Source organism: Mangrovimonas futianensis, from assembly GCF_021245805.1.
Taxonomy (GTDB): domain Bacteria; phylum Bacteroidota; class Bacteroidia; order Flavobacteriales; family Flavobacteriaceae; genus Mangrovimonas; species Mangrovimonas futianensis.
The window spans coordinates 111177-127492 of the sequence record NZ_JAJJNF010000005.1 but is presented as its reverse complement, the minus strand read 5'-3'; the positions used below and the strand labels follow the sequence as shown (position 1 = coordinate 127492).

16 protein-coding genes are annotated in these 16316 nt (G+C 34.3%); 5 read left to right on the top strand and 11 right to left on the bottom strand.

Going from position 1 to position 16316, the window contains the following annotated elements; translation table 11 throughout:
• Positions 1-6 precede the first annotated feature (6 nt).
• Entirely contained in the window at positions 7-648 is a 642-nt protein-coding gene (locus LOK78_RS09565; RefSeq protein ID WP_232634745.1) for an alpha/beta hydrolase, read from the top strand.
• 1 nt (position 649) lies between these two features.
• Here the strand turns inward: LOK78_RS09565 and LOK78_RS09560 are convergent, their stop codons facing one another.
• Both LOK78_RS09560 and LOK78_RS09555 read right to left on the bottom strand, forming a co-directional pair.
• Positions 650-1156 carry a hydrolase gene (locus tag LOK78_RS09560; protein ID WP_232394617.1) on the bottom strand — a complete coding sequence of 169 codons (507 nt, stop codon included), beginning with the start codon at positions 1154-1156 and terminating at the stop codon, positions 650-652.
• Positions 1153-1917 (bottom strand): MBL fold metallo-hydrolase, encoded by a 765-nt coding sequence (locus LOK78_RS09555; RefSeq protein ID WP_232634744.1) that lies wholly within the window; start codon positions 1915-1917, stop codon positions 1153-1155. The genes LOK78_RS09560 and LOK78_RS09555 overlap by 4 nt, the downstream gene beginning before the upstream one ends.
• Before the next feature lie 93 nt (positions 1918-2010).
• On the opposite strand from LOK78_RS09555, the gene LOK78_RS09550 reads away from it, so the two are divergent.
• Complete coding sequence (locus tag LOK78_RS09550) at positions 2011-3468, top strand: TonB-dependent receptor (RefSeq protein ID WP_166958542.1); 1458 nt, start codon at positions 2011-2013, stop codon at positions 3466-3468.
• A gap of 29 nt (positions 3469-3497) precedes the next feature.
• Here the strand turns inward: LOK78_RS09550 and bcp are convergent, their stop codons facing one another.
• Positions 3498-3950: a thioredoxin-dependent thiol peroxidase gene (gene bcp / locus LOK78_RS09545; RefSeq protein ID WP_232394615.1), complete on the bottom strand. Its 453-nt coding sequence runs from the start codon at positions 3948-3950 to the stop codon at positions 3498-3500.
• 43 nt (positions 3951-3993) lie between these two features.
• On the opposite strand from bcp, the gene nth reads away from it, so the two are divergent.
• Entirely contained in the window at positions 3994-4653 is a 660-nt protein-coding gene (nth, locus tag LOK78_RS09540; protein WP_232634743.1) for an endonuclease III, read from the top strand.
• A 23-nt stretch (positions 4654-4676) separates the two neighbouring features.
• Here the strand turns inward: nth and LOK78_RS09535 are convergent, their stop codons facing one another.
• Both LOK78_RS09535 and LOK78_RS09530 read right to left on the bottom strand, forming a co-directional pair.
• Complete coding sequence (locus LOK78_RS09535) at positions 4677-4826, bottom strand: hypothetical protein (RefSeq protein ID WP_166958548.1); 150 nt, start codon at positions 4824-4826, stop codon at positions 4677-4679.
• A 57-nt stretch (positions 4827-4883) separates the two neighbouring features.
• Positions 4884-5468, bottom strand: coding sequence for an RNA polymerase sigma factor (locus LOK78_RS09530; RefSeq protein ID WP_166958550.1), 585 nt, complete (start codon positions 5466-5468; stop codon positions 4884-4886).
• A gap of 231 nt (positions 5469-5699) precedes the next feature.
• Between LOK78_RS09530 and uvrA the strand changes: the two genes are divergently transcribed.
• A complete protein-coding gene (gene uvrA, locus LOK78_RS09525; protein ID WP_232634742.1) occupies positions 5700-8486 on the top strand; it encodes an excinuclease ABC subunit UvrA in 2787 nt (928 codons plus the stop codon).
• A 1-nt stretch (position 8487) separates the two neighbouring features.
• On the opposite strand, the gene LOK78_RS09520 is transcribed toward uvrA, so the two are convergent.
• Positions 8488-9576, bottom strand: a complete 1089-nt coding sequence (locus tag LOK78_RS09520) for a DUF3667 domain-containing protein (RefSeq protein ID WP_232634741.1) — start codon at positions 9574-9576, stop codon at positions 8488-8490.
• 218 nt (positions 9577-9794) lie between these two features.
• Here LOK78_RS09520 and LOK78_RS09515 point away from each other — a divergent pair, with 218 nt between their 5' ends.
• Entirely contained in the window at positions 9795-10475 is a 681-nt protein-coding gene (locus tag LOK78_RS09515; protein WP_232634740.1) for a hypothetical protein, read from the top strand.
• Between the two features lie 51 nt (positions 10476-10526).
• Here LOK78_RS09515 and LOK78_RS09510 read toward each other — a convergent pair whose 3' ends face one another.
• The 5 genes from LOK78_RS09510 to LOK78_RS09490 form a co-directional block, all read right to left on the bottom strand.
• Positions 10527-11063: a DUF4833 domain-containing protein gene (locus tag LOK78_RS09510; protein WP_232634739.1), complete on the bottom strand. Its 537-nt coding sequence runs from the start codon at positions 11061-11063 to the stop codon at positions 10527-10529.
• Between the two features lie 124 nt (positions 11064-11187).
• On the bottom strand, positions 11188-12096 hold the full coding sequence (locus tag LOK78_RS09505; RefSeq protein ID WP_232634738.1) for a T9SS type A sorting domain-containing protein: 909 nt from the start codon (positions 12094-12096) through the stop codon (positions 11188-11190).
• 83 nt (positions 12097-12179) lie between these two features.
• On the bottom strand, positions 12180-13034 hold the full coding sequence (locus LOK78_RS09500) for a hypothetical protein (protein WP_232634737.1): 855 nt from the start codon (positions 13032-13034) through the stop codon (positions 12180-12182).
• Between the two features lie 252 nt (positions 13035-13286).
• A complete protein-coding gene (locus tag LOK78_RS09495) occupies positions 13287-13970 on the bottom strand; it encodes a LytR/AlgR family response regulator transcription factor (RefSeq protein ID WP_232405856.1) in 684 nt (227 codons plus the stop codon).
• Between the two features lie 212 nt (positions 13971-14182).
• The gene (locus LOK78_RS09490; protein ID WP_232634736.1) at positions 14183-16204 is read right to left on the bottom strand and encodes a M13 family metallopeptidase; all 2022 of its coding nucleotides are present in this window, start codon (positions 16202-16204) and stop codon (positions 14183-14185) included.
• Positions 16205-16316 lie beyond the last annotated feature (112 nt).

Genomic DNA, 16316 nt, shown 5'->3' with positions numbered 1-16316 from the left:
TTTATTTTGAATTTAGAATATATCACCAGACCATCCTCTCTTCAAGAAAACGCACCTTTACTTATCATGTGTCATGGCTACGGCAGTGATGAAAACGACCTGTTTTCTTTTGCTTCGGAATTACCTGAAGAGTTATTTATCATCTCTTTAAAGGCACCATTTAAACTGGAACCTTATGGAAATGCTTGGTACGCCATTAATTTTGATGCCGAAAAAGGAAAATGGAGTGATGATGAACAAGCAAAGCAGTCTCGTGATTTGATCTCCAATTTTATAGACGAAGCTTGTGAAAAATATCCGGTGAACCCATCAAATGTAACCTTATTGGGTTTTAGCCAAGGCTCTATTTTAAGCTATGCTGTAGCATTAACTTACCCCGAAAAGGTTAAAAATGTGGTGGCCTTAAGTGGTTATATTAATCCCAACATTTTACCGTCAGAATTTACCAATAAAGATTATTCCAATCTTAGTATCTATGCTTCCCATGGAAGTGTAGATCAAGTAATTCCAGTGCAATGGGCTCAGCAAACCCCTAAATTTTTGAGTCAACTAGGCATTGAGCATGCCTATTCTGAGTTTCCTGTAGGCCACGGCGTTGCTCCCCAAAACTTTTATGAATTTAGAGAGTGGTTAAAAAAACACTTGTAATCTAGTATTCTTTGGTATAAAGTAGATGATCAATCAGTTTGAAATTTAATTGCTTGTCGTCTGTAAATTCATAACGCAATAAAATTTCTCCCCAATATTTACCGTCTGAGAAATTGGCAATAATCCATCTATGGTTTAAAATTCTGATATCATCTATAGCCATTTTGGAATTGGTCATAGAAACATATGGAATCAAAGGATGCTCCTCTCCTTTTTGCAAATTCAATTCATACAATTGATCCTTGATGTAGGGAATAACTTTGGAAATACTGTACCCTTGCTCTTCTAAATAGGTCATGGCCGATTCATTTTCATCCAATTTAAACTGTGATAAATCCAAAATTCGATCTTGCAATTGATTTATAGTATCCTCACAATGCAAATCCTGCCCTTCCACTTTAGATAATTTAGATTCATAATCTTCCAATATCTTTTTTGAGTTGACATACTGAAAAATCACCAATAATAAGGTGAAAATAAAGAGGTACATGAATATTCTACTTTTCATTCTATGGTTATGGTTAAGTTATCGTATGCTAAAAAAACGCCATCTGGCAAGGATTGTTGTACGTTGTCATGAAATCCTAATAAATGGCTAATATGCGTTAAAAAGGCTCGCTTTGGTTTTAATTTTTTAATAAGATCCAAGGCTTCTTCTAAATTGTAGTGGGAAGGATGTGGGTCTATCCTTAAAGCATTCACCACCAAAACTTCCAATCCCTTTAATTTTTCCAATTCCTCGTCTGCGATCGTTTTCATATCGGTCAAGTAAGCAAAATTACCAAATCGAAAACCAAAAACCTGCAAATTATAATGCATACCGTCTATGGGAATCACTTCCAAATTTCCCAGTTTGAAAGGCTCATTTTTAATTTCATTGCAAACTACACTTGGGGCTCCTGGATATTTATTTTCGGTTTCAAAAATATATCCAAATCGATGCTCCAACTCTCCTAAGACCCTTTTATGGGCATAAATGGGAATATCTCCTTGTCTAAAGAAAAATGGTCTAATATCATCCAATCCCGCTGTGTGGTCGGCATGTTCATGAGTAAAAACAATGCCATCTATACGTTCACAATTAACCCGAATCATTTGTTGTCTAAAATCTGGTCCGCAATCCACAACATAAGTATAGTCATCCCATGCGATTAATATTGACACCCTTAGACGTTTATCTTTAGGGTTCTCACTTAAACATACGGGGTGTTTGCTCCCTATGATTGGGATTCCTTGAGATGTTCCTGTACCTAGAAATGTAACTTTCAACAGCGCTAGCGTTTGGAACAAAAATAAACTTATTTTTTTGTAAAACATGGCTTTTTAATACCTTTGTCTTAATGATAACCTCTGAATTCAAACATGGAAATAACCCTTAAAGGAGATAAGGAATTTGATGATATTCCATCAATAAAAACCAAGGCGCTCCGGATTAATTTAAACGAAAATATTTACGGAACTTTTGCCGAAATTGGTGCCGGCCAAGAAACTGTAAGAAACTTTTTTAGGGCTGGTGGTGCTTCAGGAACGATCGCAAAGGCCATGTCAGCTTATGATAAAGATTTTAGCGATTCTATCTACGGGACTGAAGATGATGGAAGGTATGTGACAGAGGCACGTCTCAGAAAAATGCTTTATCATGAAATAGGGTTGATTGAAAAACGATTAATTCGGGAAAAACACCCTAATAAATTGTTCTTTTCATATGCCAATACGGTTACTACTATTGATTTTGCCAAACAATTTAAGGGGCATGGTTGGGTAGGAATTAAATACCAATTAGATCCCAACCAAAAAGAATACAACGAGATTATCCTCCACATCCGTTTTAAGGAGAATGACGCCAGATTACAACAAGAAACTCTGGGAATTCTAGGAACTAATTTGATTTATGGTGCTTTCTATAAATATAACCAACCTAAAAAGTTGTTGAGATATTTATATGACCATTTAGATAAGGATCAAATTGAAATAGATACCATCAATTTTTCAGGTCCCATTTATAAAGATGTTGATAACCGATTGATGAGTTTGCAATTGGTCAAAAATGGTATGACTGATGCGGTAATGTTTTCGCCTGATGGAAACAATGTCCTTCCAGCAAGAATTCTTTATAAAAGAAATATTTTAGCATTTAGAGGTAGTTTTAGACCCGTTACTAAAGTAAACATGGATATGTATAAAAATGCATATGAAATGTTTATCAAGGAAAATAAAGTAGACGTTAATAAAACTCAGGTTATATTCGAGATCACCTTATCAAACCTACGGGCAGAAGGTGAAATTGATGAACAAGACTTTATGGATCGAGCTAAATTGCTTTGCTCATTAGGTCAAACCGTTCTAATTTCCAATTTCCAGGAATATTACAAATTAGTTGAGTATTTCTCTCAATATACCAAGAATAGAATGGGATTGGCCATGGGTGTCAACAATTTGGTTGATATTTTTGATGAAAAATACTATAGACATTTAAGCGGTGGTATTTTGGAAGCATTTGGTAAATTGTTCTTCAAAGACCTTCGGGTTTATCTCTATCCTATGGTTGGAGAAGATGGCCACGTTATAAATAGTGAGAACCTAAAAGTACACCCGCGTATGAAAGAATTGTATAAATTCTTTAAATACAATGGCAAGGTAGTAGATATTACTGATTACGATCCAAAAATACTTACTGTTTTCTCAAGAAGAGTGCTTAAAATGATTACTGGAGGAGAAGATGGTTGGGAAGAAATGTTGCCAAAAGGTGTTTCCAAACTTATTAAAGAAAAACATCTATTTGGACACCGAAGCAAAGAAGAAGTATTAAAAGATAATTAACAAAAAAGCGACTGTAAAAGTCGCTTTTTTTATTTCAGAATTTGATCGGAATGTTCCTTAGTTTTTACTTTGGAAATAACGTCTTCAATCATCCCATTTTCATCAATAATAAAAGTCGTTCTATGAATCCCATCATATTCCTTTCCCATAAATTTTTTAGGTCCCCAAACACCATAGGCATTAATGACCTCTTTATCTTCATCTGCTAATAAAGGATAAGGGAAATTATACTTATTTCTAAAATTAGATTGTCTCTTTTCAGAATCAGCACTCACACCCAAAATATCATAACCCTTAGATTTAAAGGCTTCATAATTGTCACTTAAGTTACAGGCCTCTGCAGTACATCCCGGTGTGCTTGCTTTAGGATAAAAAAACAAAACCAGTTTTTTACCTTTATAGTCACTTAAAGAAACAAATTCACCATCTTGATTTTTCACTTTAAAATTTGGTGCTTGATCTCCTGGTTTTAATTGTGTCATAATGTTTAAATTTGAATGTTCATTACAAAAATACAATCCATAAATGACTAAGCAAGAAAAGGTAGACTTTGTTATGAAAACTTTAGACAATATCTACCCTACCATACCCATTCCATTAGACCACAAAGACCCTTATACTCTACTGATAGCCGTTTTGTTATCTGCTCAAAGTACCGATGTTAGAGTGAATCAAATCACTCCAAAGCTGTTTAGAAAAGCTGATAATCCTTATGATATGGTTAAACTAACGGTAGAAGAAATTAGGGATATCATTAAACCGGTTGGGCTCTCCCCTATGAAAAGCAAAGGTATTTATGGCTTATCTAAAATTCTAATAGAACAACATAACGGACAGGTTCCTCAAACTTATGAAGAACTAGAGGCGCTTCCGGCGGTAGGTCATAAAACCGCTGCTGTTGTTTTATCCCAAGCTTTTGGCATACCAGCTTTTCCTGTAGACACTCACATTCATCGCTTAATGTACAGATGGAATCTTTCCAACGGAAAGAATGTTGTTCAAACTGAAAAAGATGCGAAACGATTATTTCCAGAGGAATCCTGGAATAAATTACACTTACAAATAATCTGGTATGGGAGAGAATATTGTCAAGCTCGTGGTTGGGATTTGGAAAATGATATCATTACCAAAACCATCGGAAGAAAATCAGTTCTTGACACCTACTATAAAACAAAAAAGTCCTGATTGCTCAGGACTTTTTTCAAAGTTTAGTTGAGAAGTGCTTCAAACTTCAAATTATTAATATTTATAACACTTAAAGCCTTAGAATAATTCAATAGAAACTCAATAGTTTCATCTTTTGGGTTAAGTTTACCAGTTTGATTCTTTAGGGATTTTTGAGAGTAAATTTTTGCCATTAATACTGTTTTTATCTGTTACACACATTATTAACGGACTATATAAACCTTTATTGTTTAGTTTGTTAAAATTATTTGGTGTTTATCAATAATCTTTCTCATATTGATTAAAGCATAACGCATCCTTCCCAAGGCTGTATTAATACTAACCCCCGTTATTTCTGATATTTCCTTAAAACTCATATCCTTATACATACGCATCATCAAAACTTCCTTTTGATCTTTTGGCAATTCTTCGATAACCATCTTTAGATGGCTTTCTACTTGATCCTTAATTAAAGCTTTTTCAGCATTTGGTGAATTATCACTTAATACCGAAAAAATATTAAAATCTTCCGTATTGCTAAATTTAGGCATACGGGTATTTTTTCTAAAATGATCAATAACTAAGTTATGAGCTATACGCATCACCCAAGGAAGAAATTTTCCTTCTTCATTATATTTCCCTCGTTTCAACGTTTTTATTACTTTAATAAAAGTGTCTTGAAAAATATCTTCAGCGATATCTCTATCCAAAACTTTGGAATAAATAAAGCTATAAATACGTTGTTTGTGTCTGTGTATTAAGATTTCAAGAGAAGATTCATCTCCTCGAATATAGCTCTTAACCAATTGGGCATCAGTGATAAGTTCATTTTGCATAATCATTACTTTTTAAGCATAGAAAGCTTCTATGTTGGGGTTAAATAGATTAAAAGAGTAATGTTATGCTATAGGCTATATTCGTGATTTTAAGATTAATAAAACCAAATATAACAACAATCATTCCTAAAAAACAAATTCACCAATTAATTTAACATTTAAACCTTTATTAATCTATTTTACATCCTAAGAAACAAATGATATCTTTGTGGGATTAGTCTTTTAGATTCCATGGCAACAGATATTTCACAAGTAAATCCTAAGCAAAACATAATTATAAAAGGAGCAAAACTGCACAATCTCAAGAATATTGATGTGGTTATTCCCAGAAACAAACTAGTTGTAATTACTGGTTTATCGGGTTCTGGAAAATCCAGTTTGGCCTTTGATACGCTTTATACTGAGGGTCAAAGAAGGTATGTTGAAAGTTTATCCTCTTACGCCAGACAATTCCTAGGTAGGCTTAATAAACCCAAAGTTGATTACATCAAGGGAATTGCTCCCGCCATTGCTATCGAGCAAAAAGTGAATTCAACCAACCCAAGGTCTACCGTAGGCACTACTACCGAAATTTATGACTATTTAAAACTGCTCTATGCTAGAATAGGAAGAACCTTCTCTCCTATTTCTGGTGAAGAAGTGAGAAAAGATACGGTCACCAATGTTTTAGATTATATTAAAACCTATGATGAAGGTGAAAAGTGTTTGCTTTTGGCACCAATCCATCTGGAGGAAGGTCGCAAAATGCCTGATAAAATTAAGGTACTTCAACAACAGGGTTATGCCCGAATTAAAATAAACGACCAAGTTTTAAGATTAGATCAAATTGATCCCAACGAGGTTCCAAACGATTGTTTTTTGGTGGTGGATAGAATCATTACTAAAAACGATGAAGATTTTTATAACCGATTGGCTGATGCCACTCAAACTGCCTTTTTTGAGGGCAAAGGAGAATGTATTGTTGAAAGTCTTAAAGACGGGAAACAAAAGCATTTCAGTAATAAGTTTGAACTGGATGGTATGAATTTTCTGGAACCTAATATCCATTTGTTCAGTTTCAATAACCCATACGGGGCCTGTCCCAAATGTGAAGGCTATGGTGATGTTATTGGTATTGATGAAGATTTGGTGATTCCTAATACTGCTTTATCTATCTATGAAAATGCCATTTTTCCTTGGCGTGGAGAAAGCATGAGTTGGTATAGGGACCAATTGGTCAACAATTCCCATAAATTTGATTTTCCGATTCATAAACCCTATTTCAAACTTTCGGAAGAACAAAAAAACTTAATCTGGGAAGGCAACTCCTTTTTCACAGGCTTGAATGAGTTTTTTGGCGAATTGGAAGCAAAGGCCTATAAAATTCAAAACCGAGTCATGTTATCCAGATATCGCGGAAAAACCAAATGTAAAACGTGTCATGGTAAACGCCTTCGGAAAGAAGCTGAGTACGTTAAAGTAGGAGGTAAATCTATTTCTGATTTGGTGGATATGCCTTTGGAAAAGCTAGCCATTTTCTTCCAGGATTTGGAATTGAGGGAATTTGAACAAAAAGTAGCCGATAGACTTCTAAAAGAAATCAACAATCGTTTATCTTATTTATCTAACGTCGGATTAAGCTATTTAACCCTAAACAGAAAGTCTAATACCCTATCCGGAGGGGAGAGTCAAAGAATTAATCTAGCCACTTCCTTAGGAAGCAGTTTGGTAGGTTCTATGTATATTCTAGATGAGCCAAGTATTGGTCTGCATCCCAAAGACACTGAAAAATTAATTGAAGTTCTCAAATCGTTGCGTGATCTCGGAAATACCGTTATTGTTGTGGAACATGATGAGGATATCATGAAAGCGGCAGATGAAATTATTGATATCGGACCAGAGGCTGGCACATTGGGTGGTGAAGTAGTAGCATTTGGAACATATAAAGACATTCTCATTTCCAAGTCTTTAACAGCTGGTTACCTTAACGGAAATCTGGAGATTGAAATACCCAAAAAACGTCGCACTTCAAAATATCAGGTTGAAATTACTGGAGCGCGTGAAAACAACTTAAAGAACATCGATGTCACGCTACCTTTAGGAATGCTCACCGTGGTAACTGGTGTTTCGGGTAGTGGAAAAAGTACCTTAATCAAAAAGATTGTCTATCCCGTACTTCAAAAGAAGCTTACTGATTTTGGAGATAAACCTGGCCAATTTTCTGAGCTTAAAGGAAACTTTTCCAACATCAAGCAAATTGAATTTGTGGATCAGAACCCCATAGGCCGTTCATCTAGGTCCAATCCAGTGACCTACATTAAAGCATATGATGATATCAGAAACCTCTTTGCCAAACAAAAACTTAGTAAAATAAGAAACTACCAACCCAAACACTTTTCTTTCAACGTAGATGGCGGAAGATGTGAAACCTGTAAAGGAGAGGGTGAAGTAACCATAGAAATGCAGTTTATGGCAGATGTTCACCTTACCTGTGAAACTTGTAATGGTAAACGATTCAAAAAAGATGTTTTGGAAGTGACATTTAATGATAAAAACATTGATGATGTTTTAAATATGACCATTGACGACGCCATTTCATTTTTCACTGAACAGAAACAAGAGAAAATCCAAAGTAAACTACAGCCCTTGCAAGATGTTGGTTTGGGCTATGTCACACTGGGGCAAAGTTCCTCAACCCTATCTGGTGGAGAGGCTCAACGTATCAAATTGGCTACTTTTTTAGGAAAGGGAAACCGCAGTGATAAAGCGCTTTTCATTTTTGATGAGCCCACTACAGGACTCCATTTTCATGACATTAAAAAACTTTTGAAATCATTTAATGCCTTAATCGAGGTTGGTCATTCCATAATTGTAGTTGAACATAACTTGGATTTAATTAAATGTGCTGATTACATCCTAGATCTTGGCCCTGAAGGTGGTGAAAAGGGAGGCCAACTAGTTGCTTCAGGAACACCTGAAGAAATAGCCTTAAATGAAGAATCCTTCACAGGTAGATACCTAAAAGAAAAACTGCATTAATCTAATAAAACATAAAGGCAAACATCATAAGCAGAATGGATGCCGGTATCATCAAAATACCAAAAACGGTAGCAACGATACTAGTTTTAATATAAGTTAAAAACCAACCTTGACCATAAAACCTTTTTAAGGCAATCATTAAATAGAAAAAGGTAGATAAGATTATTAAAAAATTGGCCCAAGCAGGAAATTTTGCCCAGATTAATGAAACCAACACCAAGATGCTAAATACCACAAAAACAAAAGCAAAAAAGTAAAAACTGAAAACTAGATGATGTGCATAACGGCCTTTGTTGTAATATAGGACCTTAAGAATAAGCGCAAATAGTGGTAGAAGGAAAAACATGGCTATAGGCAAAGAATCATAGAAAGCTTTCAATAAAGACCCTCCACTCCTATTCCTATAAAACTTTAAGCCTTGTTGATACATTCTTGTTTTAAAGTAACCTGACTCCTGCTCCAATCCCATTACCTTCAAAATTTCCTCATCTGAAGCCCCTGCTTGAATCAGAGAATCAACTTCTTTTTCCTTCTCACCAAAAACCCAACTGGTTTTAACATTATTTTTATTCTTTTTAATAGCAGTACTTCCAGCGTTTATAATAGAATCCAATTCCTTTTTATCTAAATCCTTTAATCCTAACTGATCCTTGTTTTCGTTATAAACTTGCAAAACTTCATCAACCTTTGCACTATCTACGGGCTGTTCAGAAATTGAGTCCATAGCTTGTCTAACCTGGTCAAAATCTTTTTTCAAAGCTTGATCAAATTTTTCCTCTTGATTGCGGGCGACAAATGAAAACAAAAAGAAAAATACAACGGACACGAATAAATACATTTGTGCGGGATGCAGATATAGAAGGCGTTTTCCTGCTAAAAATTTCCTGGCTAAATATCCTGGTTTGGCCATTAATGGCCAAAAGCTCTTAAAGAAACGGGCATCAACAGAAAAATAATTGGCAATCGTATTACTAAACAATACACCAATGGTTAATTCCTCTTTATCATTTTGTCCACAATAGGGACAATAATTAAAGGCATCGTCAAAAATTTGTTCACAATTTTTACAGGTGGTTTCTTTAATAGCCATAAAGTTGGGATTAGCATTCATAAAAGTAAAAAAATAATGACTATAACAAATACCAACGATAAAGAATCTACCAAAAACGAAAGAAACCAAAGTTATCAAAGCTTTTAAAAATCAATCACTTAAACACTTCAAGAAAGTTTGGCACATATATTGGATTCCAAATGATATAGCGTAAGCCGAAAAGCTAAAGAGTAGGCATCACTTAAATTTTAGAAATTATGAAAAAATTTTTACTATTTGGAATAAGCATGATGTTTGGAACCATTCTTACTATGGAAGCTGAGAATACCATGATCAAAAATGTTGAGCTTCAATCACGCTATCATTTTGCCCAACCCATTTCTTTTATAGAACGCGGTATTGAGTTTTTGATTTTTCCTGATGGCAGTTTTGATTTTAATACCCATTTTGAAGGCAATTTATATGGAGGTGATATGTATTACAGGAATAATACCAGAAGAGCGTCTATAAATGGAACCTTTGGGGCTCCAAGAACATCTTTAGGAAATCCCGTAAGATATTCTCAACCTAATGCAATGGGTGTATTGATAGAGCATGATAGAGATGGGAAGGTAAGACGTATTGGAAATGTTTTTATCAATTATGACAGATATGGTAAAATTAAAAGAGCTGGATCTGTTTATATGAGTTACAAACGAGGCAACAATGGTCTATTAACTCAAGTGGGAGGTTTAAAGGTGACTTATAACCACTGGGGTGAATTAGTTCATAGTTACGGTTACGTGAACAGACTGAATACAGGCCTTACATATGGTGATAGTGCCTCAAGTAATGGTTCAGTAGTCTTTAACGATTCCTACACAAATTCAAATAATGAGGATTTCTATTATTACAAACAAAACGGTGAAGTTAAAAAGAAAGAAAAACTGAAAAAATAGGCTACTTATAATAAATAAAACCCTTCAATAGCTTCAACATTGGAGGGTTTTTTATTTCATAGTAACTTTTTCAACGACATTTTCTCCCGTTGTGTAGTCAGTACCTTCCAATAAAATATACTTGGCTTGTACACTAAGACTCGTTAAGGAATCATCCAGCTCCAAAAACATACGATCTAAATAAATTTTACGTCCGTTAACGTTAACAAATACTCTAGGAATGCCTTTACTTGTCATAATTAAGAAAAAAACAAGTTCTTTGGAAGCTGCCAAAGTGAAACGATATAGATTGGTTTTTACAAATTGTACATGAGTACCGTATGCCATCTTTTTTTGAATTGGGCTTAAAGGTTTTTTTACACCACCTTCGGTGTATACAATACGATATTCATTAACCGGATTATTCTTTTTAAAATAGCTGCCATCTAAATTGGCATCATAAACATAAGTGTTATGATTGTAACTATGTTGAATATAAAAAAGTCTATGAGGTGTCCTTTTTGGAATAGGATAATTCTCCTGACCCAAGGCTATGACATGGAAAACAAGAAAACATCCCATGACAATTACTTTTAAATATCTTACCATAAAGTAAACAAAAATTTGTCCTTGTGCTTTTGTTGATGGGTTTGGATTTTAAGGAAAGCACAGTCTTAAAGATATTAAAAAGAACCTATTTTCAAAATTTAGTTCGTTGAATGGATTGAAGAGTTTACTCTTTTACAAGCCGAAATAGCTTACTTTGGTTTTGTTCATTTTCAATTTTCAACAAATAAATCCCTGAAGATAAATTTGATACATCTATGAATTTATTTTTCGATTCCATTAATGGATTACCCAACATGTTGTAAAAAGTTGATGTCAAATTTACTTGATTTGAATCTTCGATTGTAATGAAATCTTTGACTGGGTTTGGATAAATTTTTAATTGGGATAGTTGAAAATCATCCACACTTAATTGATCGCATGTCCCAAAAAGATTAAACACGGCATTATAATAACCTATAGATACCCAGCTAGTACCATCAAAATTCATTTCATACATTGGGACTTCTTCAGTATCATCATAAACTACTTCCCAATATTCCACATAATCAAATCCATCCCCCATACTTATCGCTATCCAATACCTTTTACCTTCTGTGGCCCCATTAAAAGTAATTGGTTCTTCAAAATCGAAATCATACTGCGTTGCATATGTTGTAAAGCCTGGATTAACCGAAATGGGATAAAGATTTGTATACTCATAATTTGGCAAGTCCGGATAACTATTACTATATATTATCATTTCACTTAAAGGGATGCCAGGCCCCCCACTTTCATTGTTTTCAAAAAACTGAACTAAAACAAAGGTGTTTTCTGAAGAAAATGACCCCACAATTGATAGGTGATCAACTAAAAATTCGGTTTCTGGTTCCACCCAAAAATCATCTGCAATAATTGGTGAAGTATAAAGAAAACTTTCAAAATTATCCGTTGACTGGGCATAAGAACAAATGTCCATAGTTTCCATATAAAATGTATTCAAAGTTCTTAGATTCCCGCTCATTGAGCTGGAATTTCTTTGTCCAAAAATGGAAGACAAACTTCCAATGAGCCATATAGTAATTAGTGCTTTCATTTGTATGCAAATTTCAAAATTGATCATGATACTCAGAATTATGGTAAAAGGTCTATAAGTAGACCTTTTACCATAGATTTGCTCTACCTAGGAACAAAGTCGCTCAAGGTCAAAAAAATGTGACCAGTACCCTCATCTTTCCACATGTTGTATTTTGTTGGGTAATTAGTATCCGATTTTTCAAATTGCAAAGGTTGCGTAAAATCTGAACTGAACTCACTGGCGCTTTGCAAAAAGTCTAAGGCAAATTTAGTTTCCAAAAAAACATGTTTTTGGTTGTAGGAACCATGGATGATGGCCGTATCAAAATCATTATCGACCTCTAAAAAATCTACAGGTAACCAATGTTTCCCCGTATAAGGATAATATCCTAATTGCCCAGGTAATTTAAGAAACCCAACCGGTATTTTATTCACTTCTGGGAATACATTTACCGCATCAACAATTTCCTGGTTGTTAGCATCATAAATGGGAATCTGTAAACGTTCTGCATCAGAAATTTCAAAAAAATGCACATCGAAATGAGGGATCCAAAACTCTGGCGCATGTCCCATGGGTTCCCAATTTAAGCCTATGTGCTCATATGGCGTAAGTTGTTTAGCTTTTAAATGAAAAGGAATGGAGGTGATAACATCATCTCCAGGTAGACTTTCCAGGTCTGCCAGAGCCTCTGGCGTAATCTCAATTCCCAATTCCACAGGGAAATCATCTTTGTCCACACTTATCCAAGATCTCACTTTACCACTTCCAAAATCCACTTGAGGACCTTTAAACACATTAAGCTTGTCAAATTTCTTTTGTGCAGAAATAACATCCATGTTGGAATTGATTCCAGCATTTTCATCAATTAGGTTGGTGTCTTGAGAAGAACAACCTAACAAAAAAAAGGCTCCTATTATGTACGGATAAAAAGAAGCCCAATCACATAGTTTTTTCATGAGTAATTGACATTAGAATTAATTAATGAGGTTTAAACAAGACTTGGCAAGATCGTTCTAGATAGCAACGTCTTTTCAAAATCAACTAATAACAAATACTTAGGAAGCTTCTACATTTATTATTTAACTAAAATGCAGTTATTAAATCTATCAACATAAAGTTAATAAAAGAAAAAAAATCATAACTACATGGTCGATAAATAGTTCTGTTTTAGAGACAGAAACTTAATTATTAGCGACAAATACCAACTGCTAAATTTCACCTTGAAGTAATTGCTCCGAAATGTGTCCATAATTTCTACCAATAGGTATAGACACATCTCCAATTTCAATTTCTTTGCTTGAAAAAGCTGAAATTCTATTTACTGCTACAATAAATGAGCGGTGAACCCTGACAAATAAATGTTTTGGTAAAAGAGCTTCTGTGGAACATAATGTTTGCTTCACCCTTATTTGCTTTTGGTCAACACTATGTATAACAATGTAATCTTTAAAACATTCAATATAATTAATGTTTTCAATAAAAACCTTAATCATTTTTCGGTCCGCCTTAAAATATAAATATTCCTTGTTCAAACCATTAAGCTCATGACTTTTAAAATAATAATGGTTAAAATATCGGGTTAACGATTCTAAAAATCGATCGTATAAAATAGGCTTTGATAGATAATCTAGGGCATTAAAACTAAAAGCTTCTATAGACCTATTTTTATTTGAAGAAGTAAAAATCACTTTTGGTGGATTGACAAGTTCATTTAGATATACCATCAATTTTTGGTCAGGCAAACCCACATCTAAAAAAATTAAATCAATAGATTCTCTCCTTAAAGCTATCATTGCTTTAGCGCTACTTTGATAGAGGCCCAATAGTTTCATTTGACATATAGAATGAATATGCTTTTTTAAAACTTGGGCAGACCCAAGCTCTCTGTCCACTATCAAACATTTACATATCATTGTTGGTTAAACTAAAATGATTGTTCTTGAACTAAATTTACATAAATAAACTGAGTCAATTAAATATTTGTTAATCCAATAAGAACTTAACTTATTCTACTGAAAAATAATTTCAACATAAAAAGAGATTATTAATTCTATCATCAGAACTTTAATCAGGTAGAAAAAATCCCACTATATATAACGTTCTTTTACCAAATAGTAATTCGATCCTCTTCCTTCAGAAACATGGCTTCATCAGGTTGTACATCAAAGGCTTCATAAAATGGTGTCGTATTCATTAATGGACCGTTAACCCTCCAAATAGGTGGTGAATGTGGATTATTATTAATCCATAACCGCAAATATTCATCCTTCATCTTAACACGCCATATTTTAGCTACCGAAAGAAAAAAGCGCTGATCTGGTGTAAATCCACCCAATTTAGTAGTATCCTGACCTTGAGGAGTCATTTTAAAGGCATCATAGGCAACGGCTATTCCCGCCATATCAGCAGTATTCTCTCCCACTGTCATAGCACCGTTTATGTGTAAAGTATCCAAAACAGTAAAGGTATCATACAAATCAATGACTTGCTGTATTCTTCCCTTAAACTCCTTATAATCAGAGTCTGTCCACCAATTATTGACATTGCCATCCTTATCAAATTGCGCTCCTTGATCATCAAAAGTATGCGTAAATTCATGTCCGATGACCATCCCAATTCCACCATAATTTAACGCGTCATCGGCATCATTGTTAAAATATGGAGGTTGTAAAATACCCGCGGGGAAAACAATCTCGTTGGCCGAAGGATTGTTGTAGGCTGTTACAGTTGATGGTGTTGTAAACCATTCTTCTTTATCGACTGGCTTTCCAAGTTTATCCAAATTTGTTTGAAACAAATTTTCAGAAGCCGAAAGCACATTTTCAAAGTATTGATCCCGATCAATATGCACTTTACTATAATCTTTCCAAACATCAGGATAACCTATTTTTTTGCTGATGGCAAACAACTTTTCTTGTGCCTTTTGTTTGGTACTATCACTCATCCACTCTAACTTATCAATTCTTGCTGCATACGCCTTTTGCACATTGTTAACCAAATCCAACATTCGTGCTTTGGCTGATTCAGGAAAATAGGCCTTGACATATAACTGCCCTAGAGCTTCTCCCAAATAGCCATCTACCGCACTTGCCATCTTTTCTCCACGTGATTTTTGAATTGCTTGACCAGAAAGTACTTTTGTAAATTTAAAAGAAGCATCAACAAAAGGCGTGCTCAAGTAATTTGCATAGTTTGTTAAGGTTTTAGCTTTTAAATAGACTTTCCAATCTTTAAGAGGAACACTATTTAATATTGTATTTAAGGTTTCATAATAAGCGGGTTGTGCAACGTTTATTGAGTCTGTTTGGGTATTCAAATAACCTAAAAATTGGCTCCATTCAATGAATGGTTGATCTGTATTGAGGTTAGCTACTGCCATTTTGTTATAATTAGCTTTGATATCGCGTCGTTCTACCCTAGTCTTATGTGATTTGGCCATTTGCTTTTCTAAATCATAAACCAAGTTTGCTTGTTTGACTGCAACATCTTTATCAGTTCCAATAAGTTGAAGTAAGCTAGCAAGATATTCTTTGTAAGCATTTTGAATTTCTAAAGTAGCAGCATCTGTTTTAAAGTAATAATCTCTATCTGGTAACCCAATGCCCGTTTGATAAGCATGCGCCATATTCATGGCACTATTTTTATCATCAGGACCTACATATAGGCCCATAAAAGAATTGTTGTTCATCTTCATAGCTTCCGCTACAAACCTCATAATTTCCGACTTATTTTTAATGTCCTCTACATTATTAAGAATTCCTTTTATGGGGTCGTAACCTCTTTTTTCTATGGTAATCGTATCCATTCCCGAAGCGTAAAAATCCCCTACTATTTGTTCGATACTTCCTTCCTGATATTCATGACTAGAAACACTATCCAATATACTTTTCAACTTAATGCGTTGAGGGTAATTCATAAACCGATAGGCACCCACCCCTGCTTGTGTAGATGGAATACTTACCGTATCATACCATTTTGCATTGACATACCTAAAAAAGTCATCTCCAGGCCTCAAGTTTTCATCAATTCCAGTAATTTCAATAACAGGTTTGTTTTCAATATTGGAAGTTTTATTACACGAGGCTAAACTGAGAAGTGCAATAAAGATTACAAATATGTTTTTCATGATTTAGATGATTGGTTTTCAAAAATTATAGTAGGAAAGAAACTTTAAGATTGGAGTCTTGCTAAAGATAATCATTTTTATTAGAGGGATTTAAGGATTTAAAAAAAGGATT

Excerpts from the sequence above, each read along its gene's own strand:
- LOK78_RS09490 (WP_232634736.1), bottom strand. The coding sequence starts at position 16,204 with ATGAAAAACATATTTGTAATCTTTATTGCACTTCTCAGTTTAGCCTCG.
- LOK78_RS09530 (WP_166958550.1), bottom strand. The coding sequence starts at position 5,468 with ATGCAAAATGAACTTATCACTGATGCCCAATTGGTTAAGAGCTATATT.
- LOK78_RS09515 (WP_232634740.1), top strand. The coding sequence starts at position 9,795 with ATGAAAAAATTTTTACTATTTGGAATAAGCATGATGTTTGGAACCATT.
- LOK78_RS09520 (WP_232634741.1), bottom strand. The coding sequence starts at position 9,576 with ATGGCTATTAAAGAAACCACCTGTAAAAATTGTGAACAAATTTTTGAC.
- LOK78_RS09535 (WP_166958548.1), bottom strand. The coding sequence starts at position 4,826 with ATGGCAAAAATTTACTCTCAAAAATCCCTAAAGAATCAAACTGGTAAA.
- LOK78_RS09510 (WP_232634739.1), bottom strand. The coding sequence starts at position 11,063 with ATGGTAAGATATTTAAAAGTAATTGTCATGGGATGTTTTCTTGTTTTC.
- uvrA (WP_232634742.1), top strand. The coding sequence starts at position 5,700 with ATGGCAACAGATATTTCACAAGTAAATCCTAAGCAAAACATAATTATA.
- nth (WP_232634743.1), top strand. The coding sequence starts at position 3,994 with ATGACTAAGCAAGAAAAGGTAGACTTTGTTATGAAAACTTTAGACAAT.
- LOK78_RS09550 (WP_166958542.1), top strand. The coding sequence starts at position 2,011 with ATGGAAATAACCCTTAAAGGAGATAAGGAATTTGATGATATTCCATCA.
- LOK78_RS09505 (WP_232634738.1), bottom strand. The coding sequence starts at position 12,096 with ATGAAAGCACTAATTACTATATGGCTCATTGGAAGTTTGTCTTCCATT.
- bcp (WP_232394615.1), bottom strand. The coding sequence starts at position 3,950 with ATGACACAATTAAAACCAGGAGATCAAGCACCAAATTTTAAAGTGAAA.
- LOK78_RS09560 (WP_232394617.1), bottom strand. The coding sequence starts at position 1,156 with ATGAAAAGTAGAATATTCATGTACCTCTTTATTTTCACCTTATTATTG.
- LOK78_RS09500 (WP_232634737.1), bottom strand. The coding sequence starts at position 13,034 with ATGAAAAAACTATGTGATTGGGCTTCTTTTTATCCGTACATAATAGGA.